16 protein-coding genes are annotated in these 15,381 nt (G+C 60.6%); 9 read left to right on the plus strand and 7 right to left on the minus strand.

Going from position 1 to position 15,381, the window contains the following annotated elements; genetic code table 11:
• Positions 1-37 precede the first annotated feature (37 nt).
• The 3 genes from AC4PR2_RS09700 to AC4PR2_RS09710 all read left to right on the plus strand — a co-directional run bounded on the left by AC4PR2_RS09700 (position 38) and on the right by AC4PR2_RS09710 (position 2,269).
• Positions 38-1,018: a hydrolase gene (locus AC4PR2_RS09700; protein WP_047729705.1), complete on the plus strand. Its 981-nt coding sequence runs from the start codon at positions 38-40 to the stop codon at positions 1,016-1,018.
• The gene (locus AC4PR2_RS09705) at positions 1,015-1,248 is read left to right on the plus strand and encodes a YheU family protein (protein ID WP_004930376.1); all 234 of its coding nucleotides are present in this window, start codon (positions 1,015-1,017) and stop codon (positions 1,246-1,248) included. The genes AC4PR2_RS09700 and AC4PR2_RS09705 overlap by 4 nt, the downstream gene beginning before the upstream one ends.
• 151 nt (positions 1,249-1,399) lie before the next feature.
• The gene (locus tag AC4PR2_RS09710; protein ID WP_033636275.1) at positions 1,400-2,269 is read left to right on the plus strand and encodes a phosphoribulokinase; all 870 of its coding nucleotides are present in this window, start codon (positions 1,400-1,402) and stop codon (positions 2,267-2,269) included.
• A gap of 38 nt (positions 2,270-2,307) precedes the next feature.
• Here the strand turns inward: AC4PR2_RS09710 and AC4PR2_RS09715 are convergent, their stop codons facing one another.
• On the minus strand, positions 2,308-2,715 hold the full coding sequence (locus AC4PR2_RS09715; protein WP_004930372.1) for an OsmC family protein: 408 nt from the start codon (positions 2,713-2,715) through the stop codon (positions 2,308-2,310).
• Positions 2,716-3,097: 382 nt separating this feature from the next.
• Here AC4PR2_RS09715 and crp point away from each other — a divergent pair, with 382 nt between their 5' ends.
• Together crp and AC4PR2_RS09725 are read left to right on the plus strand one after the other, a co-directional pair.
• Positions 3,098-3,730, plus strand: a complete 633-nt coding sequence (gene crp / locus AC4PR2_RS09720) for a cAMP-activated global transcriptional regulator CRP (protein ID WP_004090925.1) — start codon at positions 3,098-3,100, stop codon at positions 3,728-3,730.
• 50 nt (positions 3,731-3,780) lie between these two features.
• Positions 3,781-5,859, plus strand: a complete 2,079-nt coding sequence (locus AC4PR2_RS09725; RefSeq protein ID WP_443014552.1) for a YccS/YhfK family putative transporter — start codon at positions 3,781-3,783, stop codon at positions 5,857-5,859.
• Positions 5,860-5,899: 40 nt separating this feature from the next.
• On the opposite strand, the gene argD is transcribed toward AC4PR2_RS09725, so the two are convergent.
• The 3 genes from argD to AC4PR2_RS09740 form a co-directional block, all read right to left on the minus strand.
• Positions 5,900-7,117, minus strand: coding sequence for a bifunctional acetylornithine/succinyldiaminopimelate transaminase (argD, locus tag AC4PR2_RS09730; RefSeq protein WP_060441376.1), 1,218 nt, complete (start codon positions 7,115-7,117; stop codon positions 5,900-5,902).
• A gap of 131 nt (positions 7,118-7,248) precedes the next feature.
• Complete coding sequence (locus AC4PR2_RS09735) at positions 7,249-7,824, minus strand: aminodeoxychorismate synthase component II (RefSeq protein ID WP_049198366.1); 576 nt, start codon at positions 7,822-7,824, stop codon at positions 7,249-7,251.
• Positions 7,825-7,896: 72 nt separating this feature from the next.
• The gene (locus AC4PR2_RS09740) at positions 7,897-9,423 is read right to left on the minus strand and encodes a helicase HerA-like domain-containing protein (protein WP_033649312.1); all 1,527 of its coding nucleotides are present in this window, start codon (positions 9,421-9,423) and stop codon (positions 7,897-7,899) included.
• A gap of 210 nt (positions 9,424-9,633) precedes the next feature.
• Between AC4PR2_RS09740 and AC4PR2_RS09745 the strand changes: the two genes are divergently transcribed.
• Together AC4PR2_RS09745 and AC4PR2_RS09750 are read left to right on the plus strand one after the other, a co-directional pair.
• Positions 9,634-9,903, plus strand: coding sequence for a hypothetical protein (locus AC4PR2_RS09745; RefSeq protein ID WP_142110622.1), 270 nt, complete (start codon positions 9,634-9,636; stop codon positions 9,901-9,903).
• Positions 9,904-9,920: 17 nt separating this feature from the next.
• Positions 9,921-10,199: a type II toxin-antitoxin system RelE/ParE family toxin gene (locus tag AC4PR2_RS09750; RefSeq protein WP_197803755.1), complete on the plus strand. Its 279-nt coding sequence runs from the start codon at positions 9,921-9,923 to the stop codon at positions 10,197-10,199.
• Here AC4PR2_RS09750 and btsR read toward each other — a convergent pair whose 3' ends face one another.
• The 3 genes from btsR to ppiA all read right to left on the minus strand — a co-directional run bounded on the left by btsR (position 10,200) and on the right by ppiA (position 13,336).
• On the minus strand, positions 10,200-10,925 hold the full coding sequence (btsR, locus tag AC4PR2_RS09755) for a two-component system response regulator BtsR (RefSeq protein ID WP_047729698.1): 726 nt from the start codon (positions 10,923-10,925) through the stop codon (positions 10,200-10,202).
• On the minus strand, positions 10,925-12,610 hold the full coding sequence (locus tag AC4PR2_RS09760) for a sensor histidine kinase (RefSeq protein ID WP_033636285.1): 1,686 nt from the start codon (positions 12,608-12,610) through the stop codon (positions 10,925-10,927). The genes btsR and AC4PR2_RS09760 overlap by 1 nt, the downstream gene beginning before the upstream one ends.
• A 156-nt stretch (positions 12,611-12,766) precedes the next feature.
• On the minus strand, positions 12,767-13,336 hold the full coding sequence (ppiA, locus tag AC4PR2_RS09765) for a peptidylprolyl isomerase A (RefSeq protein ID WP_038878108.1): 570 nt from the start codon (positions 13,334-13,336) through the stop codon (positions 12,767-12,769).
• A gap of 353 nt (positions 13,337-13,689) precedes the next feature.
• On the opposite strand from ppiA, the gene AC4PR2_RS09770 reads away from it, so the two are divergent.
• Together AC4PR2_RS09770 and AC4PR2_RS09775 are read left to right on the plus strand one after the other, a co-directional pair.
• On the plus strand, positions 13,690-14,028 hold the full coding sequence (locus tag AC4PR2_RS09770; RefSeq protein ID WP_038878111.1) for a PTS lactose/cellobiose transporter subunit IIA: 339 nt from the start codon (positions 13,690-13,692) through the stop codon (positions 14,026-14,028).
• A complete protein-coding gene (locus tag AC4PR2_RS09775; RefSeq protein ID WP_492175075.1) occupies positions 14,025-15,332 on the plus strand; it encodes a 6-phospho-beta-glucosidase in 1,308 nt (435 codons plus the stop codon). The genes AC4PR2_RS09770 and AC4PR2_RS09775 overlap by 4 nt, the downstream gene beginning before the upstream one ends.
• The last annotated feature ends 49 nt before the right edge of the window (positions 15,333-15,381 follow it).

A 15,381-nucleotide genomic window follows, 5' to 3' on the forward strand; every position in this document is an offset into this window, starting at 1 on the left:
TCTCACAATAGCCGCCCACAACATTTTTACTCAGCCTATGCCTAACACCTTTCGCCCTCTGACCGGGGCCAGTAACCCGCACCTGCAAACGCTGTTGCCGCGGTTGGTGCGCCGCCGCGTGTTATTGAAACCGCATTGGCAACGGCTGGAATTGCCCGACGGCGATTTCGTCGATCTCGCCTGGAGCGAAGATCCGGCGCAGGCGCGCGACAAACCGCGCGCGGTGCTGTTCCACGGCCTGGAAGGCAGCTTCTACAGCCCCTACGCACATGGCCTGCTCAACGCCTGGCGTGAGCGTGGCTGGCTCGGCGTGGTGATGCACTTTCGCGGCTGCAGCGGCGTGCCCAACCGCAAGCAGCGCATCTACCACTCCGGTGAAACCGAAGATGCGCGCTTCTTTCTGCGCTGGCTGCGCGACCGCTACGGCGAGGTGCCGACCGCGGCGGTAGGCGTTTCGCTCGGCGGCAACATGCTGGCCTGCTATCTGGCGCAGCAAGGCGCCGACAGCCTGCTGCAAGCGGCGGTGGTGGTCTCGGCGCCGCTGATGCTGGAGCCCTGCGCCTACCGCATGGAGCAAGGTTTCTCCCGTGTTTATCAACGCTACCTGCTGGGGCAGCTGAAACAAAACGCCACCCGCAAGCTGTTGCACTACCCGGACACTCTGCCGCTCAAGCTGTCACAGCTGAACGGGTTGCGGCGCATCCGCGAATTCGACGACGCCATTACCTCGCGCATTCACGGCTTTAGCGACGCTATCGACTACTATCGCCGCTGCAGCGCCCTGCCGCTGTTGCCGGCTATTCAGACGCCGCTGCTGATCATCCATGCGAAGGACGATCCCTTCATGACCCATGAGGTGATCCCCGACGTCGCCGGCCTGCCGCGCAATATCGAATATCAACTGACCGAGTACGGCGGCCACGTCGGCTTCGTCGGCGGCACGCTGAAAAAACCGCACATGTGGCTGGAACATCGCATTCCGGCCTGGCTTTCCCCTTATCTGGACATCCCGACGTGATCATTCCCTGGCAAGAACTGGCAACCGACACCCTGAACAGCCTGATCGAATCCTTTGTACTGCGCGAAGGCACCGATTACGGCGAACATGAACGCTCGCTGGAACAGAAGGTGGAGGACGTGCGCCGCCAGCTGAAAAACGGCGAAGTGGTGCTGGTGTGGTCGGAACTGCACGAGAGCGTCAACATCATGCCGCGCGGCCAGTTCCGCGCCGGGCAGGAAGAAATTTAGTGGCGCTCGGTTCTATGACTGACGGAAAAAATCAGGTAACAATGGGGCATTGCAAACCAGCGCGCGCCATTTTTTCCTGAGATAGAGAGCGTCAACAAGAGCCACAATAATCCCCTGACGCCGGCGCATTCAACACGGAGTGACAACCATCATGTCTGCCAAACATCCCGTTATCGCGGTGACCGGTTCCAGCGGCGCCGGCACCACCACCACCAGCGTGGCGTTCCGTAAGATCTTCCAACAGCTCAACATCCGCGCCGCCGAGCTGGAGGGCGACAGCTTCCATCGCTACACCCGGCCGGAAATGGACGCGGCGATCCGCAAGGCGCGCGATCTGGGCAGACACATCAGCTATTTCGGCCCCGAGGCCAACGACTTCGGCCTGCTGCAGCAGAGCTTTATCGACTACGGCAAGAACGGCACCGGGCGCTCGCGCAAGTATCTGCACACCTACGACGAAGCGGTGCCCTACAATCAGGTGCCGGGTACCTTCACCCCGTGGGAACCGCTGCCGGCGCCGACTGACGTGCTGTTCTACGAGGGGCTGCACGGCGGCGTGGTCACCGAGCACCATGACGTGGCCAACCACGTCGATCTGCTGGTCGGCGTGGTGCCGATCGTCAACCTGGAGTGGATTCAGAAACTGATCCGCGATACCGGCGAGCGTGGCCACTCTCGCGAAGCGGTGATGGATTCGGTGGTGCGTTCGATGGAAGATTACATCAACTACATCACGCCGCAGTTCTCGCGCACCCACATCAACTTCCAGCGCGTGCCGACGGTGGACACCTCCAACCCGTTCGCCGCCAAGGCGATTCCCTCACTGGACGAAAGCTTCGTGGTGATCCACTTCCGCGGGCTGGATCAGATAGATTTCCCCTATTTGCTGGCGATGCTGCAGGGCTCGTTTATCTCACACATCAATACGTTAGTGGTGCCGGGCGGCAAGATGGGGCTGGCGATGGAGCTGATCATGGCGCCGCTGGTGCAGCGGTTGCTGGAAGGCAAGAAGATCGAATAAATGCGTTGAGCGCGGCGCCGGGCCGCGCTCCGTCTCGATTACGCCGGTTGGCGGATCTCGAAGCTGTGGGTCACCGTGGCGGCCTTGTTGAGCATCAGCGCCACCGAGCAGTATTTCTCCGCCGACAGGTTCACCGCACGCTCGACGATCTTGTCGGTCAGGTCCTGGCCGGTAACGATGAAGTGCAGGTTGATATGGGTGAACAACCGCGGGGCTTCTTCGCGGCGCTCGGAGGTCAGCTTCACCTCACAGTCGCGCACGTCGTTGCGCCCTTTTTGCAGGATGGACACCACGTCGATCGCGCTGCAGCCGCCCACCGACATCAGCACCATCTCCATTGGGCTGGGCGCTTTATCACCGGCGTTGCCATCCATCAGGACCTGGTGGCCGGAGGCCGATTCCCCCAAAAACGTTAACCCTTCCACCCATTTAACTCTTGCCTGCATTCTGGTCACTCCGGTTGATTTCTTAAAATCAGAGTACGCTTTCGCATAGAAACAGGCAACGTAACCTGATGCTAATCATGCTGAAGCGAGACAACACGAGACACCCGCCTTACTCTGTGCTACAAACAGAGCCGCAATAAATCTTTCCGGGACACTGAATTTCAGGGAAACGCCCAGAGAAAGGCTCCTTTACCGGTATGTTAACAGAATGTAGCTTGCAGCGCTTACGGCAAGTTAATATGCTAGAGCGACAGCGTATTTTTATGACACGCCTCAAAACTTGCCGGTAGCCCTCGCTCATGACTGCGGCTACAGGCGAGTTTTACAGGGAACTCTGACCCCTGTGACACAAGGCAGCGATAACAACAGAGGATAACAGCGAATGGTTCTCGGCAAACCGCAAACAGACCCTACTCTCGAATGGTTCCTGTCTCATTGCCATATCCACAAATATCCATCGAAGAGTACGCTGATTCACCAAGGTGAAAAGGCCGAAACGCTTTACTACATCGTGAAAGGCTCCGTCGCGGTGCTGATCAAGGATGAAGAAGGTAAAGAGATGATCCTGTCCTACCTCAACCAGGGGGATTTCATCGGCGAGCTCGGATTGTTCGAAGAAGGCCAGGAGCGCAGCGCCTGGGTTCGCGCGAAAACCGCCTGTGAAGTGGCCGAAATTTCCTACAAGAAATTCCGCCAGCTGATCCAGGTGAACCCGGACATCCTGATGCGTCTGTCCGCCCAAATGGCGAGCCGCCTGCAGGTCACCTCCGAAAAAGTGGGCAACCTCGCCTTCCTGGACGTTACCGGCCGCATCGCGCAAACCCTGCTGAATCTGGCGAAGCAACCTGACGCCATGACTCACCCGGACGGCATGCAGATCAAGATCACCCGTCAGGAGATCGGCCAGATCGTCGGCTGCTCGCGTGAAACCGTTGGCCGTATTCTGAAAATGCTGGAAGATCAAAACCTGATTTCCGCCCACGGCAAAACCATTGTCGTCTACGGCACCCGTTAATCCCTGAAAAAACGGCGCAGTCTGCGCCGTTTTTTTGTCTGCTCTCTGCCATGTGGCGCCGCCTGATCTACCACCCGGAAATCAACTACGCACTGCGACAAACGCTGGTGTTGTGCCTGCCGGTGCTGTTCGGCCTGCTGATAGGCCAGCTGCAGCTCGGCCTGATGTTCTCCCTCGTGCCCGCCTGCTGCAATATCGCCGGGCTGGATACGCCGCATAAGCGCTTCTTTAAACGACTGATCGTCGGCGGTTCGCTGTTCGCCTTCAGCAGCGTGCTGCTGCAACAGGCCCTGCTGTGGCACGTGCCGCTGCCGGCGCTGATGCTGGGCCTGGCGCTGCTGCTCGGCGTCACCGGCGAAATCAGCCCGCTGCACGCCCGGCTGTTGCCGGCGGCGCTGGTGGCCGCCATCTTCGCCCTCAGCACGGCCGGCACGGTGCCTATCTGGCAGGCGCCGCTGCTGTACGCGATCGGCACCGCCTGGTACGGCTTATTCACCTGGTTCTGGTTCAAGCTGTGGAAAGAGCAGCCGATGCGCGAGACGCTGAGCCAGCTCTACCTGGAACTGGCGGACTATTTCGAAGCCAAATACTCGCTGCTGACCCAGCACACCGATCCGCAGACCGCGCTGCCGCCGCTGCTGGTGCGCCAGCAAAAGGTGATGGACCTGATCAGCCTGTTGTACCAACAGCTTAATTTCCTGCCGCACGCCAACAATCTCGAGCAAAAGCGCCTGCAGCGCGCCTTTCAGGTGGCGATGGACCTGCAGGAGCACATCACCGTCAGCCTGCATCTGCCGGAAGAGGTGCAAAAACTGGTGGAGCAGAGCCAGGCCGAAGCGATCATTCGCCGCAATGCTCAGGTGATCGCCGGCCGGCTGCGCGTGGTGGCGCACGATATTCTCTATCATCAACATTCGAAGCGCTTCTCCATGACCCACGAGCTGGCGGCGCTGGAAAAAATGGCGGCGCAGCATCCCGATAATCCGGTCGGCCAGTTTTGTTATTACCACTTCAGCCGCATCGCCCGCCTGCTGCGCACCCAGCATCCGCTGTACCGCCGCGACCTGATGCCCGGCCAGCACCGCCTGCCGTTTTGGCCGGCGCTAGTCAGCTATCTGTCGTTCAAATCCACCGCCCTGCGCAACGCCGCGCGGCTGGGCGTAACGCTGGCGGTCGGCAGCAGCCTGGGTACGGTATTCAACCTGCCGAAGCCTTACTGGATCCTGCTCACCATCATGCTGGTGAGCCAAAACGGGTATAACGCCACCCGGGTGCGTATTCAGCACCGTGCGCTGGGCACGATTGCCGGGCTATTGCTGGCAGCCGGGCTGCTGCAGCTGCAGTTGCCGGAGGGAGAAACGCTGAGCATCATGCTGGTGATCACACTGCTGGCCTACCTGGTTTCGCGCAAGAACTACGGGCTGTCGGTGATTGGCTTTACGGTCACGGCGGTTTACACCCTGCAGCTGCTGGCGCTGAACGGCTCGCATTTTCTGGTACCGCGCCTGATCGATACGCTGATCGGCTGCGTGCTGGCGTTCGGCGGCACCATTTGGCTGTGGCCGCAGTGGCAAAGCGGGCTGCTGCGCAAGAATGCCCATCAGGCGCTGGAGAACGATCAAGCCGCGCTGCGGCTGATGCTGAAGCAACCGGAACCGGACGCCACCGCGTTGGCCTATACCCGCATGCAGGTCAACCAGGCACACAACGCGCTGTTCACCTCGCTCAATCAGGCGATGCAAGAGCCGGGGTTCGCGTCAAACTATCTGGCGGACATGCGGCTGTGGGTCACTCACAGCCAGTTCATCGTCGAACACCTGAACGCCATGACCATTCTGGCACGCGAGCACTACATGCTGACGCCGAAACTGGCGGAAGAGTATCTGCAGACCTGTGAAATCGCGCTGCAAAGCTGCCAGCAGCGGTTGGAATACGACGGCCCGAGCAGCGGCAACAGCGGCATCATGCAGCCGCCGGATCTGCATCCGGACATGCCCGTTACCGAGATGGAGCGCCATCTGCGGCGCATTTTGTCGCACCTGAGCGTGATGCACACCATTTCGTCGCTGGCCTGGCGCCAGCGCCCGCACCACGGCATCTGGCTCAAGCGCAAACTGCGCGATCAATAAGGGCGCGGCATGCCGCGCCCCGTTATATGCCGCGCGGGCTTCAGGCGTTGATCACATCCTGCACCGCCAGCTCGAACAGCGCCATGCCGGCTTCGATATCCTGCAGCTCCACCACCAGCGACGGCGCGAAGCGGATCACGTTCGGCCCGGCGTTGAGGATCATCAACCCACGCGCGGCGGCGGCGGTGAGGAAGTCGCGCGCCCTGCCGTGATAATGCGGCGTCAGCTCGGCGCCAATCAGTAGCCCCATGCCGCGAATCGCGGTGAAAATACCGTATTTATCGCCGATATGCTGCAAAGCCTGCACATACAGCACATGACGCTGCTCAATGCCGCTCAGCACCTCCGGCGTATTGATCACGTCCAGCGCCGCCTCCGCCACCGCGCAGGCCAGCGGGTTGCCGCCGTAGGTGGTGCCGTGGGTGCCCACCTGCATCACCGACGCAATGTCTTCGGTGGTCAGCATGGCGCTGACCGGGAAACCGCCGCCCAGCGCCTTGGCGGTGGTGAGAATGTCCGGCGTCACGCCATAATGCATATAGGCGAACAGTTTGCCGCTGCGCCCCATGCCGCTTTGCACTTCGTCGAACACCAACAGCGCCTGATGTTGGTCGCACAGCTCGCGCACGCCTTTGAGGAAGCCGGCGTCGACCGGCGTAATACCGCCCTCGCCCTGAATCGGCTCCATCACCACCGCGCAGGTGTGGTCGTCCATCACCGCCTTCACCGCCGCCAAATCGTTGAACGGCACGTGCACGATGTCGGCCGGCTTCGGCCCGAACCCGTCGGAGTATTTAGCCTGCCCGCCCACCGACACGGTGAATAGCGTGCGGCCGTGAAACGCGTTATAGAAAGCGATGATTTTAGTTTTGTACGGGCTGTGGCGGGTGATGGCGTAATGACGCGCCAGTTTGAACGCCGCCTCGTTGGCCTCAGCGCCGGAGTTGGCGAAGAACACCCGATCGGCGAAGGTAGCGTCGATCAGTTTGCTTGCCAGGCGCAGCGCAGGCTCATTGGTGAAGACGTTGCTGGTATGCCACAGGGTTTCGCCCTGGCGTTTGAGCGCCTCGACCAGCGCCGGATGGCAGTGCCCCAGCGCCGTCACCGCGATGCCGCCGGAAAAATCGATGTACTCTTTTCCCTGCTGATCCCAGACCCGGCTGCCTTGGCCGCGCACCGGCACAAACTGGGCAGGCGCATAAACAGGCAGGATCACCTGGTCAAAGGTACTGCGGCTCACTGCGGATTTTTCAGTCATTTTCGGCTCCACCCTGAAAGTTTTTCAGCGCTATCGTAATGTCAGATTGAAAACATAATCACGAAATATGCATAAAAAACCAATCAAGCGCAAACGCAAAACGCCTGACGGGCGAAAAAAACGCACCGGAATTAACGCTTGAGGAAATTATCCAGCAGCTGGTGGCCCTGCTCGCTGAGCACGCTTTCCGGATGGAACTGCACGCCTTCCAGCGCCAAAGTGCGGTGGCGGATGCCCATGATCTCGTCGCGCACGCCGTCGCGCTCGCTCCAGGCGGTCACTTCAAAGCAGTCCGGCAGCGTATCGGCTTTCAGCACCAGCGAGTGATAGCGGGTCACGGTCAGCGGATCGCTCAAGCCGCGAAACACGCCGACGCCCAGGTGACGAATCGCCGAGGTTTTGCCGTGCATCACCGCGCGGGCGCGCACCACCTCGGCGCCGAACGCCTGCCCCAGCGCCTGGTGCCCCAGGCACACGCCGAGGATCGGCAGCTTGCCGGCGAAATGACGAATGGCGGCCAGCGAGATACCCGCTTCGTTCGGGGTACAGGGGCCAGGGGAAATCACCAGATGCTGCGGCGCCAGCCGCTCGATATCGGCCAGCTGCAGCTCATCGTTGCGCTTCACCAGCACCTCGGCGCCCAATTCGCAGAAGTACTGGTAAAGGTTATAGGTAAAGGAGTCGTAGTTATCGATCAGCAGCAGCATGTTAGGTCCGGCAGAGAAAAATGCCGCCACAGTGTACTGATTTAACCCGCCGCTGCCGACGATAATTTCCGCTTACTTTTTACGGCCGCCGGTGATCGACCCCAGCACGCCGCGCAGGATCTGGCGGCCGAGATCGCGCGCCATGCTCTTGGCGGCGGTCTGGACGATGCCGTCGCGCTTGCCGCCGCGCGGGCCGGTGGAACCGAACAGCAGCTCGTTCAGGCCGTCCATCAGGCCGCCGCCCGCCTGCTGTTGTTGCTGTTGCGCCTGCGGTTGCTGCCCCTGCTGCGGGGTGCCGACGGTGGCGAAGCCGCCCGACGACAGCTTCTCGTAGGCGGATTCGCGGTCGATCATATCCTCATAGCGGCCATACAGCGGCGACTTGTTGATCGCGCTGTTCAGCCCTTCCGCACCGAGCATGCCCATTTTGGATTCCGGCGCGATCACCATCGCCCGCTCCACCACGTTAGGCCGGCCCTTCTCGTCGAGGAATGACACCAGCGCTTCGCCCACACCCAGCTCGGTGATCGCCGTTTCGGCATCGAAGGCCGGATTGGCGCGCAGGGTTTGCGCCGCCGTCTTCACCGCCTTCTGATCGCGCGGGGTAAAGGCGCGCAGCGCATGCTGTACGCGGTTGCCCAGCTGGCCCAGCACGCTGTCCGGAATGTCCAACGGGTTCTGGGTGACGAAGTAAATGCCGACGCCTTTGGAGCGGATCAGACGCACCACCTGTTCGATCTTGGTCAACAGCGCCGCCGGCGCATCGTTGAACAGCAGGTGCGCCTCATCGAAGAAGAACACCAGCTTCGGCTGTTCAGGATCGCCCACTTCCGGCAAGTGCTCAAACAGCTCGGCCAGCAGCCACAGCAGGAATACCGAATACAGCTTCGGCTGATTGATCAGCTTGTCCGCCGCCAGCAGGTTGATCACGCCGTGACCGTTGGCGTCGGTTTTCATCAGATCGTTGATGTCCAGCATCGGCTCGCCGAAGAACTGGTTGGCCCCCTGCTCTTCCAGCGTCAGCAACCCACGCTGGATGGCGCCGATCGACGCGGCAGAGATATTGCCGTACTGGGTCTGGAATTGTTTGGCGTTGTCGCCGACGAACTGCACCATGGCGCGCAGGTCCTTCATGTCCAGCAACAGCAGCGCATTGTCATCGGCGATCTTGAACACCAGCTGCAGCACGCCGCTTTGCACCTCGTTCAGATCCAACAGGCGCCCCAGCAACAGCGGCCCGAGATCGGAAATCGTGGCGCGGATCGGGTGGCCCTTTTCGCCGTAAATATCCCACGGGATAATGGTGCAGGCCTGCGGCTGCCAGTCGGTGACGCCGATCGCCGCCAGGCGCGCCTGCAGTTTCTCGGAAGGCACGCCCTCGGCGCCGATGCCTGACAGATCGCCCTTCACGTCGGACAGGAACACCGGCACGCCGATGCGCGAGAACTGTTCGGCCATTTTCTGCAGCGTCACCGTCTTGCCGGTGCCGGTTGCCCCGGTGATCAGCCCGTGGCGGTTGGCCAACGCCGGCAAAATCACCAGATCCTGCTCCGGTTTTCCGTCTTTCATCGCTTTGGCGATAATCCGTGGTTCACTCATTTTCTGTTCCTTTGACGCTGACGCAGCGCGAAACGCGCCTGTTGATGCAATAAAGCTATAAGCGCCGCGTAACCCCGTCAAGGACAAACAAAATGGGCGCCGTCGGAGCCTGATGAATTCAGATTGCGCTTAGCGTCAGAGCGTCTTTGTTTGAACAATATAGCACCAGTGCTATAGTGACCATTACGCTGTATATACGAGGTAAATACCATGTCTGAATCTACCGTGGTAATTCGCGTGGATGAAGAGTTAAAAACTGCTTTCGCCAGCGCGGCAAAGGCCGCCGATCGCACGGCTTCGCAACTGCTGCGAGATTTCATGCGCGAGTTTGTCAGCCGCCAGGCGCAGCAGAAAGAGTACGACCAGTGGTTGAAGGAAAAGGTCGAGGTGAGCCGCAAGGCGTTGCGTGAAGGCAAGTTCGCCGACGATGAAGAGGTGGCCGCTTATTTCGCCGAACGCAGAGCGAAATCAACGCAATAAAACACAAAAGGACTTTTGTGAAACTGACATGGACGGAACCCGCCATCGCCGATCGTCTGGCGATTTATGAATGGTTGGAACTTAAAAATCCGGCCGCCGCCGCAGAAAATGATGCAAAAATCGCTGACGCGGCGGCACGCCTCGTGCATCATCCCGCCAGCGGGAAAACGGGTCGGATAGCCGGCACGCGCGAGCTGGTCATCTCACCGTCCTATCTGCTGGTCTATGAATGGGCGGCTCAGCGCATCATCGTATTGGCCATTGTGCATACTCGCCGCCGGTGGCCGCCGGCATAGTTATCCCCGCAGCCCCAGTTGCTCTTTCAGCGCCTTCAAATAGCGTCGGCTGACCGGTACAGGATCGCCGGCCGACATGATCATCTCCGCTGCGCCGCCCTCTTCGAAGCGGATCTCGCGCACCTGTTCCAGGTTGACCAGATACTGCCGATGGCAGCGCACCAGCGGCGTACGGCTTTCCAGCGTGCGCAGCGTCAGCTCGGTGAAACACTCCATGCCGTCGCTGCGCACCACGAAGACCCCGCTCAGTTTGGAACGGATCGCCAGCACTTCGTCGAACCGCAGCAGGTAGATGCGGCTGTGGCCGGTGCAGGGAATGTATTTCAGGTAACCGGCGCTCTCTTCCAGCGCCGCCACGTCCTGCGGTGCACTGCGCTGCCGCAGGCGTTGCAGCGTCTTGCTCAGCCGCTTCGGCTCCGCCGGCTTCAGCAGATAGTCGAAGGCATGCTCCTCGAACGCCTGCACCGCGTATTCGTCGTAGGCGGTCAGAAACACGATGTGCGGCATGCGGTTGGGATCCAGCATGCCGACCATTTCCAGCCCGCTGATGCGCGGCATCTGGATATCGAGAAACACCACGTCCGGCTGCAGCCGGTGGATCTGGCTGATGGCTTCGATGGCGTTGGCGCATTCGCCGATAATCGCGATCTCCGCCTCGGCCTCCAGCAGATGGCGCAGGTTATCGCGGGCGGAAGGTTCATCGTCAACAATCAGTGCGTTTAACATCAGGCGGCCCTCTCCATGGGGACATTGAGCGTAATGCGGGTGTAGGCGTCCGGCCGGCAATCCACCTGCACGCCATAGCCTTCGCCGTAGCGCACGCGAATGCGTTTATCCACCAGATTCATCCCCAGCCCGCTGCAGTTCGGTTTCGGCTGGAACAGCCCGGCGTTGTCCGTCACCTGCAGCAGCAGATGCTCGCCTTCGCAGCAGGCGCCGATTTCGATGCGACCCACGCCCAACAGATGCGAGGTGCCATGCTTGATGGCGTTTTCGACGATTGGCTGCAGCGAGAACGCCGGCAGCCGCACCGCCAACAACGCCTCCGGCAGCGATACCGCGATCTCCAGCCGATCGGCGAAGCGCGCTTTCTCGATCTGCAGGTAGGCGTTCACGTGTTCAATCTCATCCGCCAGGCTGACTTCGTCATCCGAGCGTTTGAGGTTTTTACGAAAGAAGGTCGAGAGGGACTGCACCAGATCGCAGGCACGCTCACCATCGCGGCGGATCACCGCCACCAGGGTATTCAAGGCATTGAACAGGAAATGCGGATTGACCTGCGCATGCAGCAGCTTGATCTCCGACTGCGCCAGCAGCTGCTTGTGGCGCTCGTACTGTCCGGCCATGATCTGCGCCGACAGCAGGCTGGCGATGCCTTCGCCCAGCGTACGGTTGATGGTGCTGAACAGCTGGCTTTTCGGTTCGTACAGTTTGATGGTACCGATCACCCGCTGGTTTTCGCCGCGCAGCGGGATCACCAGCGTCGAACCCAGCTTGCAGGCCGGGTTGATCGAGCAGCAATAAGAGAGCTGATTACCGTCGGCGTACACCACCTCGTTGTTGTCGATGGCGCGATGCGAATGCACCGAGGCGATCGGCGTGCCCGGCAGGTGATGATCGTCGCCGATGCCGATAAACGCCAGCAGCTTGTCGCGATCGGTGATCGCCACCGCGCCGATGCCCAGCTCCTGATAGATCACCCGGGCGACCTTCATGCTGTTCTCCTGATCGAACCCCTGCCGCAGGATGCCCTCGGTGCGCTCGGCTATCTTCAGCGCCTTGGAAGAGAAGGCGCTGGTGTATTTTTCGAACATCGCGCGCCTATCCAGCAGGATTTGCATGAACATCGCCGCGCCGACGGTATTGGCGATCATCATCGGCAGCGCGATGTGCTCCACCAGCTGCAACGCTTCGTCGTAAGGGCGCGCTACCGCCAGGATGATCGCCATCTGTAGCACTTCCGCCACCAGCGCCACGCCGCCGACGAACAGCGGATTGAACAGCAGCTCGATGCGCCCCCGGCGCATGGCGATGCTGTGCACAATGCCGCCGACCAGGCCTTCCGACACCGTGGAAATCGCGCAGGCCACATCGGTCATGCCGCCGAGCGTATACCGGTGCAGGCCACCGGTCAGCCCGACCAGAAAGCCCACCGACGGCCCGCCCAGCAGACCGCCCAGGACCGCGCCTATCGCGCGGGTGTTGGCGATCGAATCCTGAATGTGCAGCCCGAAATAGGTGCCCATGATGCAGAACACCGAGAAGATCACGTAGCACAGCAGCTTGTGCGGCAGGCGGATGGTCACCTGCATCAGCGGGATGAACAGCGGGGTTTTGCTCAGCAGATAGGCGATAACGAGATAGACGCACATCTGCTGCAGCAGCAACAGCACCTGGTTAAATTCATACATGGCAGCAACTCATCCAGAGACAACAAAGGGCGAACGCCGGATTTCCGGTCTGATTATTGTCTGCCGATTAGAGCATGGGGCGCAGGAGAAAACAGTGATGAAGGCAAGGCTTCGGGAGGAAGGAGCGGCCGACCCCGGCGGGATCGGCCAAAAAACTTACGGCAGTACCTTGGCCGACAGAATCACCACCGGTTTGGTCGGCACATTCTGGTAAGGGCCGACGTTGCCGGTCGGCACCTGGGCAATTTTGTCCACCACGTCCATGCCTTTCACCACTTTGCCGAACACCGCGTAGCCGAAGTCACGCTGGCCGTGATCCAGGAAGGCGTTATCCGCCACGTTCAGGAAGAACTGGCTGGTGGCGCTGTCCTTGTCGGCGGTGCGCGCCATCGAGATGGTGCCGCGCAGGTTGCGCAAGCCGTTGTCGGCTTCGTTCTTGATCGGCGCCTTGGTGGATTTTTGCTGCATGTCAGCGGTGAAACCGCCGCCCTGGATCATAAAGCCCGGGATCACGCGGTGGAAGATGGTGTTGTTGTAGTACCCGCTGTTCACGTAGTCGACGAAGTTCTGGCTGGAAACCGGTGCCTTCTGGCTGTCGAGCGCCAACTCGATATTCCCCGCCGAGGTCGTCAGCATGACGTGGGTCTCACCGGCGGCGAGTGCGGCTGGCGCCACTGCGGTCAGGGAACACAGCGCGACGAAGGTCACTAAAGTACGTTTGAACATTAACGGGTCCTTTCTCTGAGAGACAAACAACGGAAAAGCGCTTTGATTCTAAAGAGCTGTATCGGCAAGTGCCAGCCATTTACCTATATTTACCCAATTACGGGACATATCCTAGGCGGCCCTGAATTTTGCTGCGGAAAGTATGGGCGCAGAAGACTTTTTTGCCAACCGCATCACGCATTTTTTGCCCCGCGCCACCCTGGGTCGGTTTTTGCGATCTGCCTCCCAGTTTGCACACGCATTGTCGTTACTCTATTTAAATGAGAGCGCTCTCATTATAAAAAGAACGGATACTGAAGCATCCCACGGCGGCGTCGCCGCGCAACCCCTGGAGAAATGACGTGAGTGAATTGATGACTGAAGTCAGCCCCGAGTTTGAAAGCACCATCATGGAACTGCTGGTGTTCTCCGGCAGCGCGCGCAGCAATGCGTTGATGGCGCTGCGGCAAGCGCGCGCCGGCGACTTCGCCGCCGCGGCCAAGCACATGGCCGAATCCAAAGAATGGGTGAAGAAGGCGCACCTGATCCAGACCGAGCTGATCGGCCTGGACGAAGGCTGCGGCAAGCTGGCGATCAACCTGATCACCGTGCATGCGCAGGACCATCTGATGAACGCCATGGTGATCCAGGATCTGGCCGACGACATGATCGAGCTCTATCGCCGTCAGTCGCAGACGGAGGGCCGCCCATGAGCACGCTCAAAATCGCCGTGATCGGCGGCGGCAGCAGCTACACCCCCGAACTGGTGGACGGGCTGATCCAGCGCATCGAGGAGCTGCCGGTCACCGAACTGGCACTGGTGGACGTCGAACCGGGCCGGCAAAAAGTGGAAACCATCGCCGCCCTGACCCGCCGCATGCTGGCGTGCCACGGGCTGGAGCAGGTGAAGGTCAGCGTGCACTTCGCGCTGGACGACGCCATTCGCGACGCCGCTTTCGTGCTGACCCAGTTCCGCGTCGGGCAACTGCCGGCACGCGCCGCCGATGAACGGCTGGGCCTGAAATATCAGCTGCTCGGCCAGGAGACCACCGGCGTCGGCGGCTTCGCCAAAGCGCTGCGCACCATCCCGGTGATGCTGGATATCGCTCGCCGGGTGGAAAAGCTGGCACCCGACGCCTGGATCATCAACTTCACCAACCCGGCCGGCATCGTCACCGAGGCGGTGTCTCGCTTTACCAAAGCGAAGATCATCGGCCTGTGCAACGTGCCGATCAGCATGCATCACATGATCGCCAACATGCTGCAGGCGCCTTACGCCGACGTACAGCTGCAGTTCGCCGGCCTGAACCACATGGTCTGGGTGCATCAGGTCACGCACCTGGGGCGCGACGTCACCGCCAAGGTGATCGACATGCTGTGCGACGGTGCGGCGCTGACCATGAACAACATCAAGGAAGAGCCCTGGCAGCCGGACTTCCTGCGCGCGCTCGGCGCGATCCCCTGCCCGTACCACCGCTATTTTTACCAGACCCGCGAGATGCTGGCGGAAGAGATGGCCGCCGCCGGCGAGCGCGGCACCCGCGCCGAGCAGGTGATGCAGGTAGAAAAAGAGCTGTTCGAGCTGTATGCCGATCCGCAGTTAAACACGAAACCGGAGCAGCTCAGCTTCCGCGGCGGTTCTTTCTATTCCGAAGTTGCGCTGGAGCTGATTCGTGCTATCCATAATAATCTCGGCACGCAATTAGTGGTCAACACCGCAAACCGCGGCGCAATCCATGGCCTGCCGGACGATGCTGTGATAGAAATCAACTGTATCGTCGATGCCCAGGGCGCACACCCGCTGACCTTCGGCCCGCTGCCGGAGCCGATGCAGGCCCTGACGCAGCAGGTGAAAGCCTACGAACGTCTAACCATCGAAGCCGCGGTGCACGGCGATCGCCGCAGCGGGTTGCTGGCGCTGATCGCCAACCCGTTAGTGGGCAACGCCAACCTGGCGCAGCCGCTGCTGGACGAGGTGTTGACGATAAACGCGCCGTACTTGCCGCAGTTCAGGTAAGCGGCTATACGCAGCCAGACAGGGGTTCGGCGCGCCGAACCCATTTTTT

It is taken from the genome of Serratia sp. A07 (assembly GCF_058725505.1).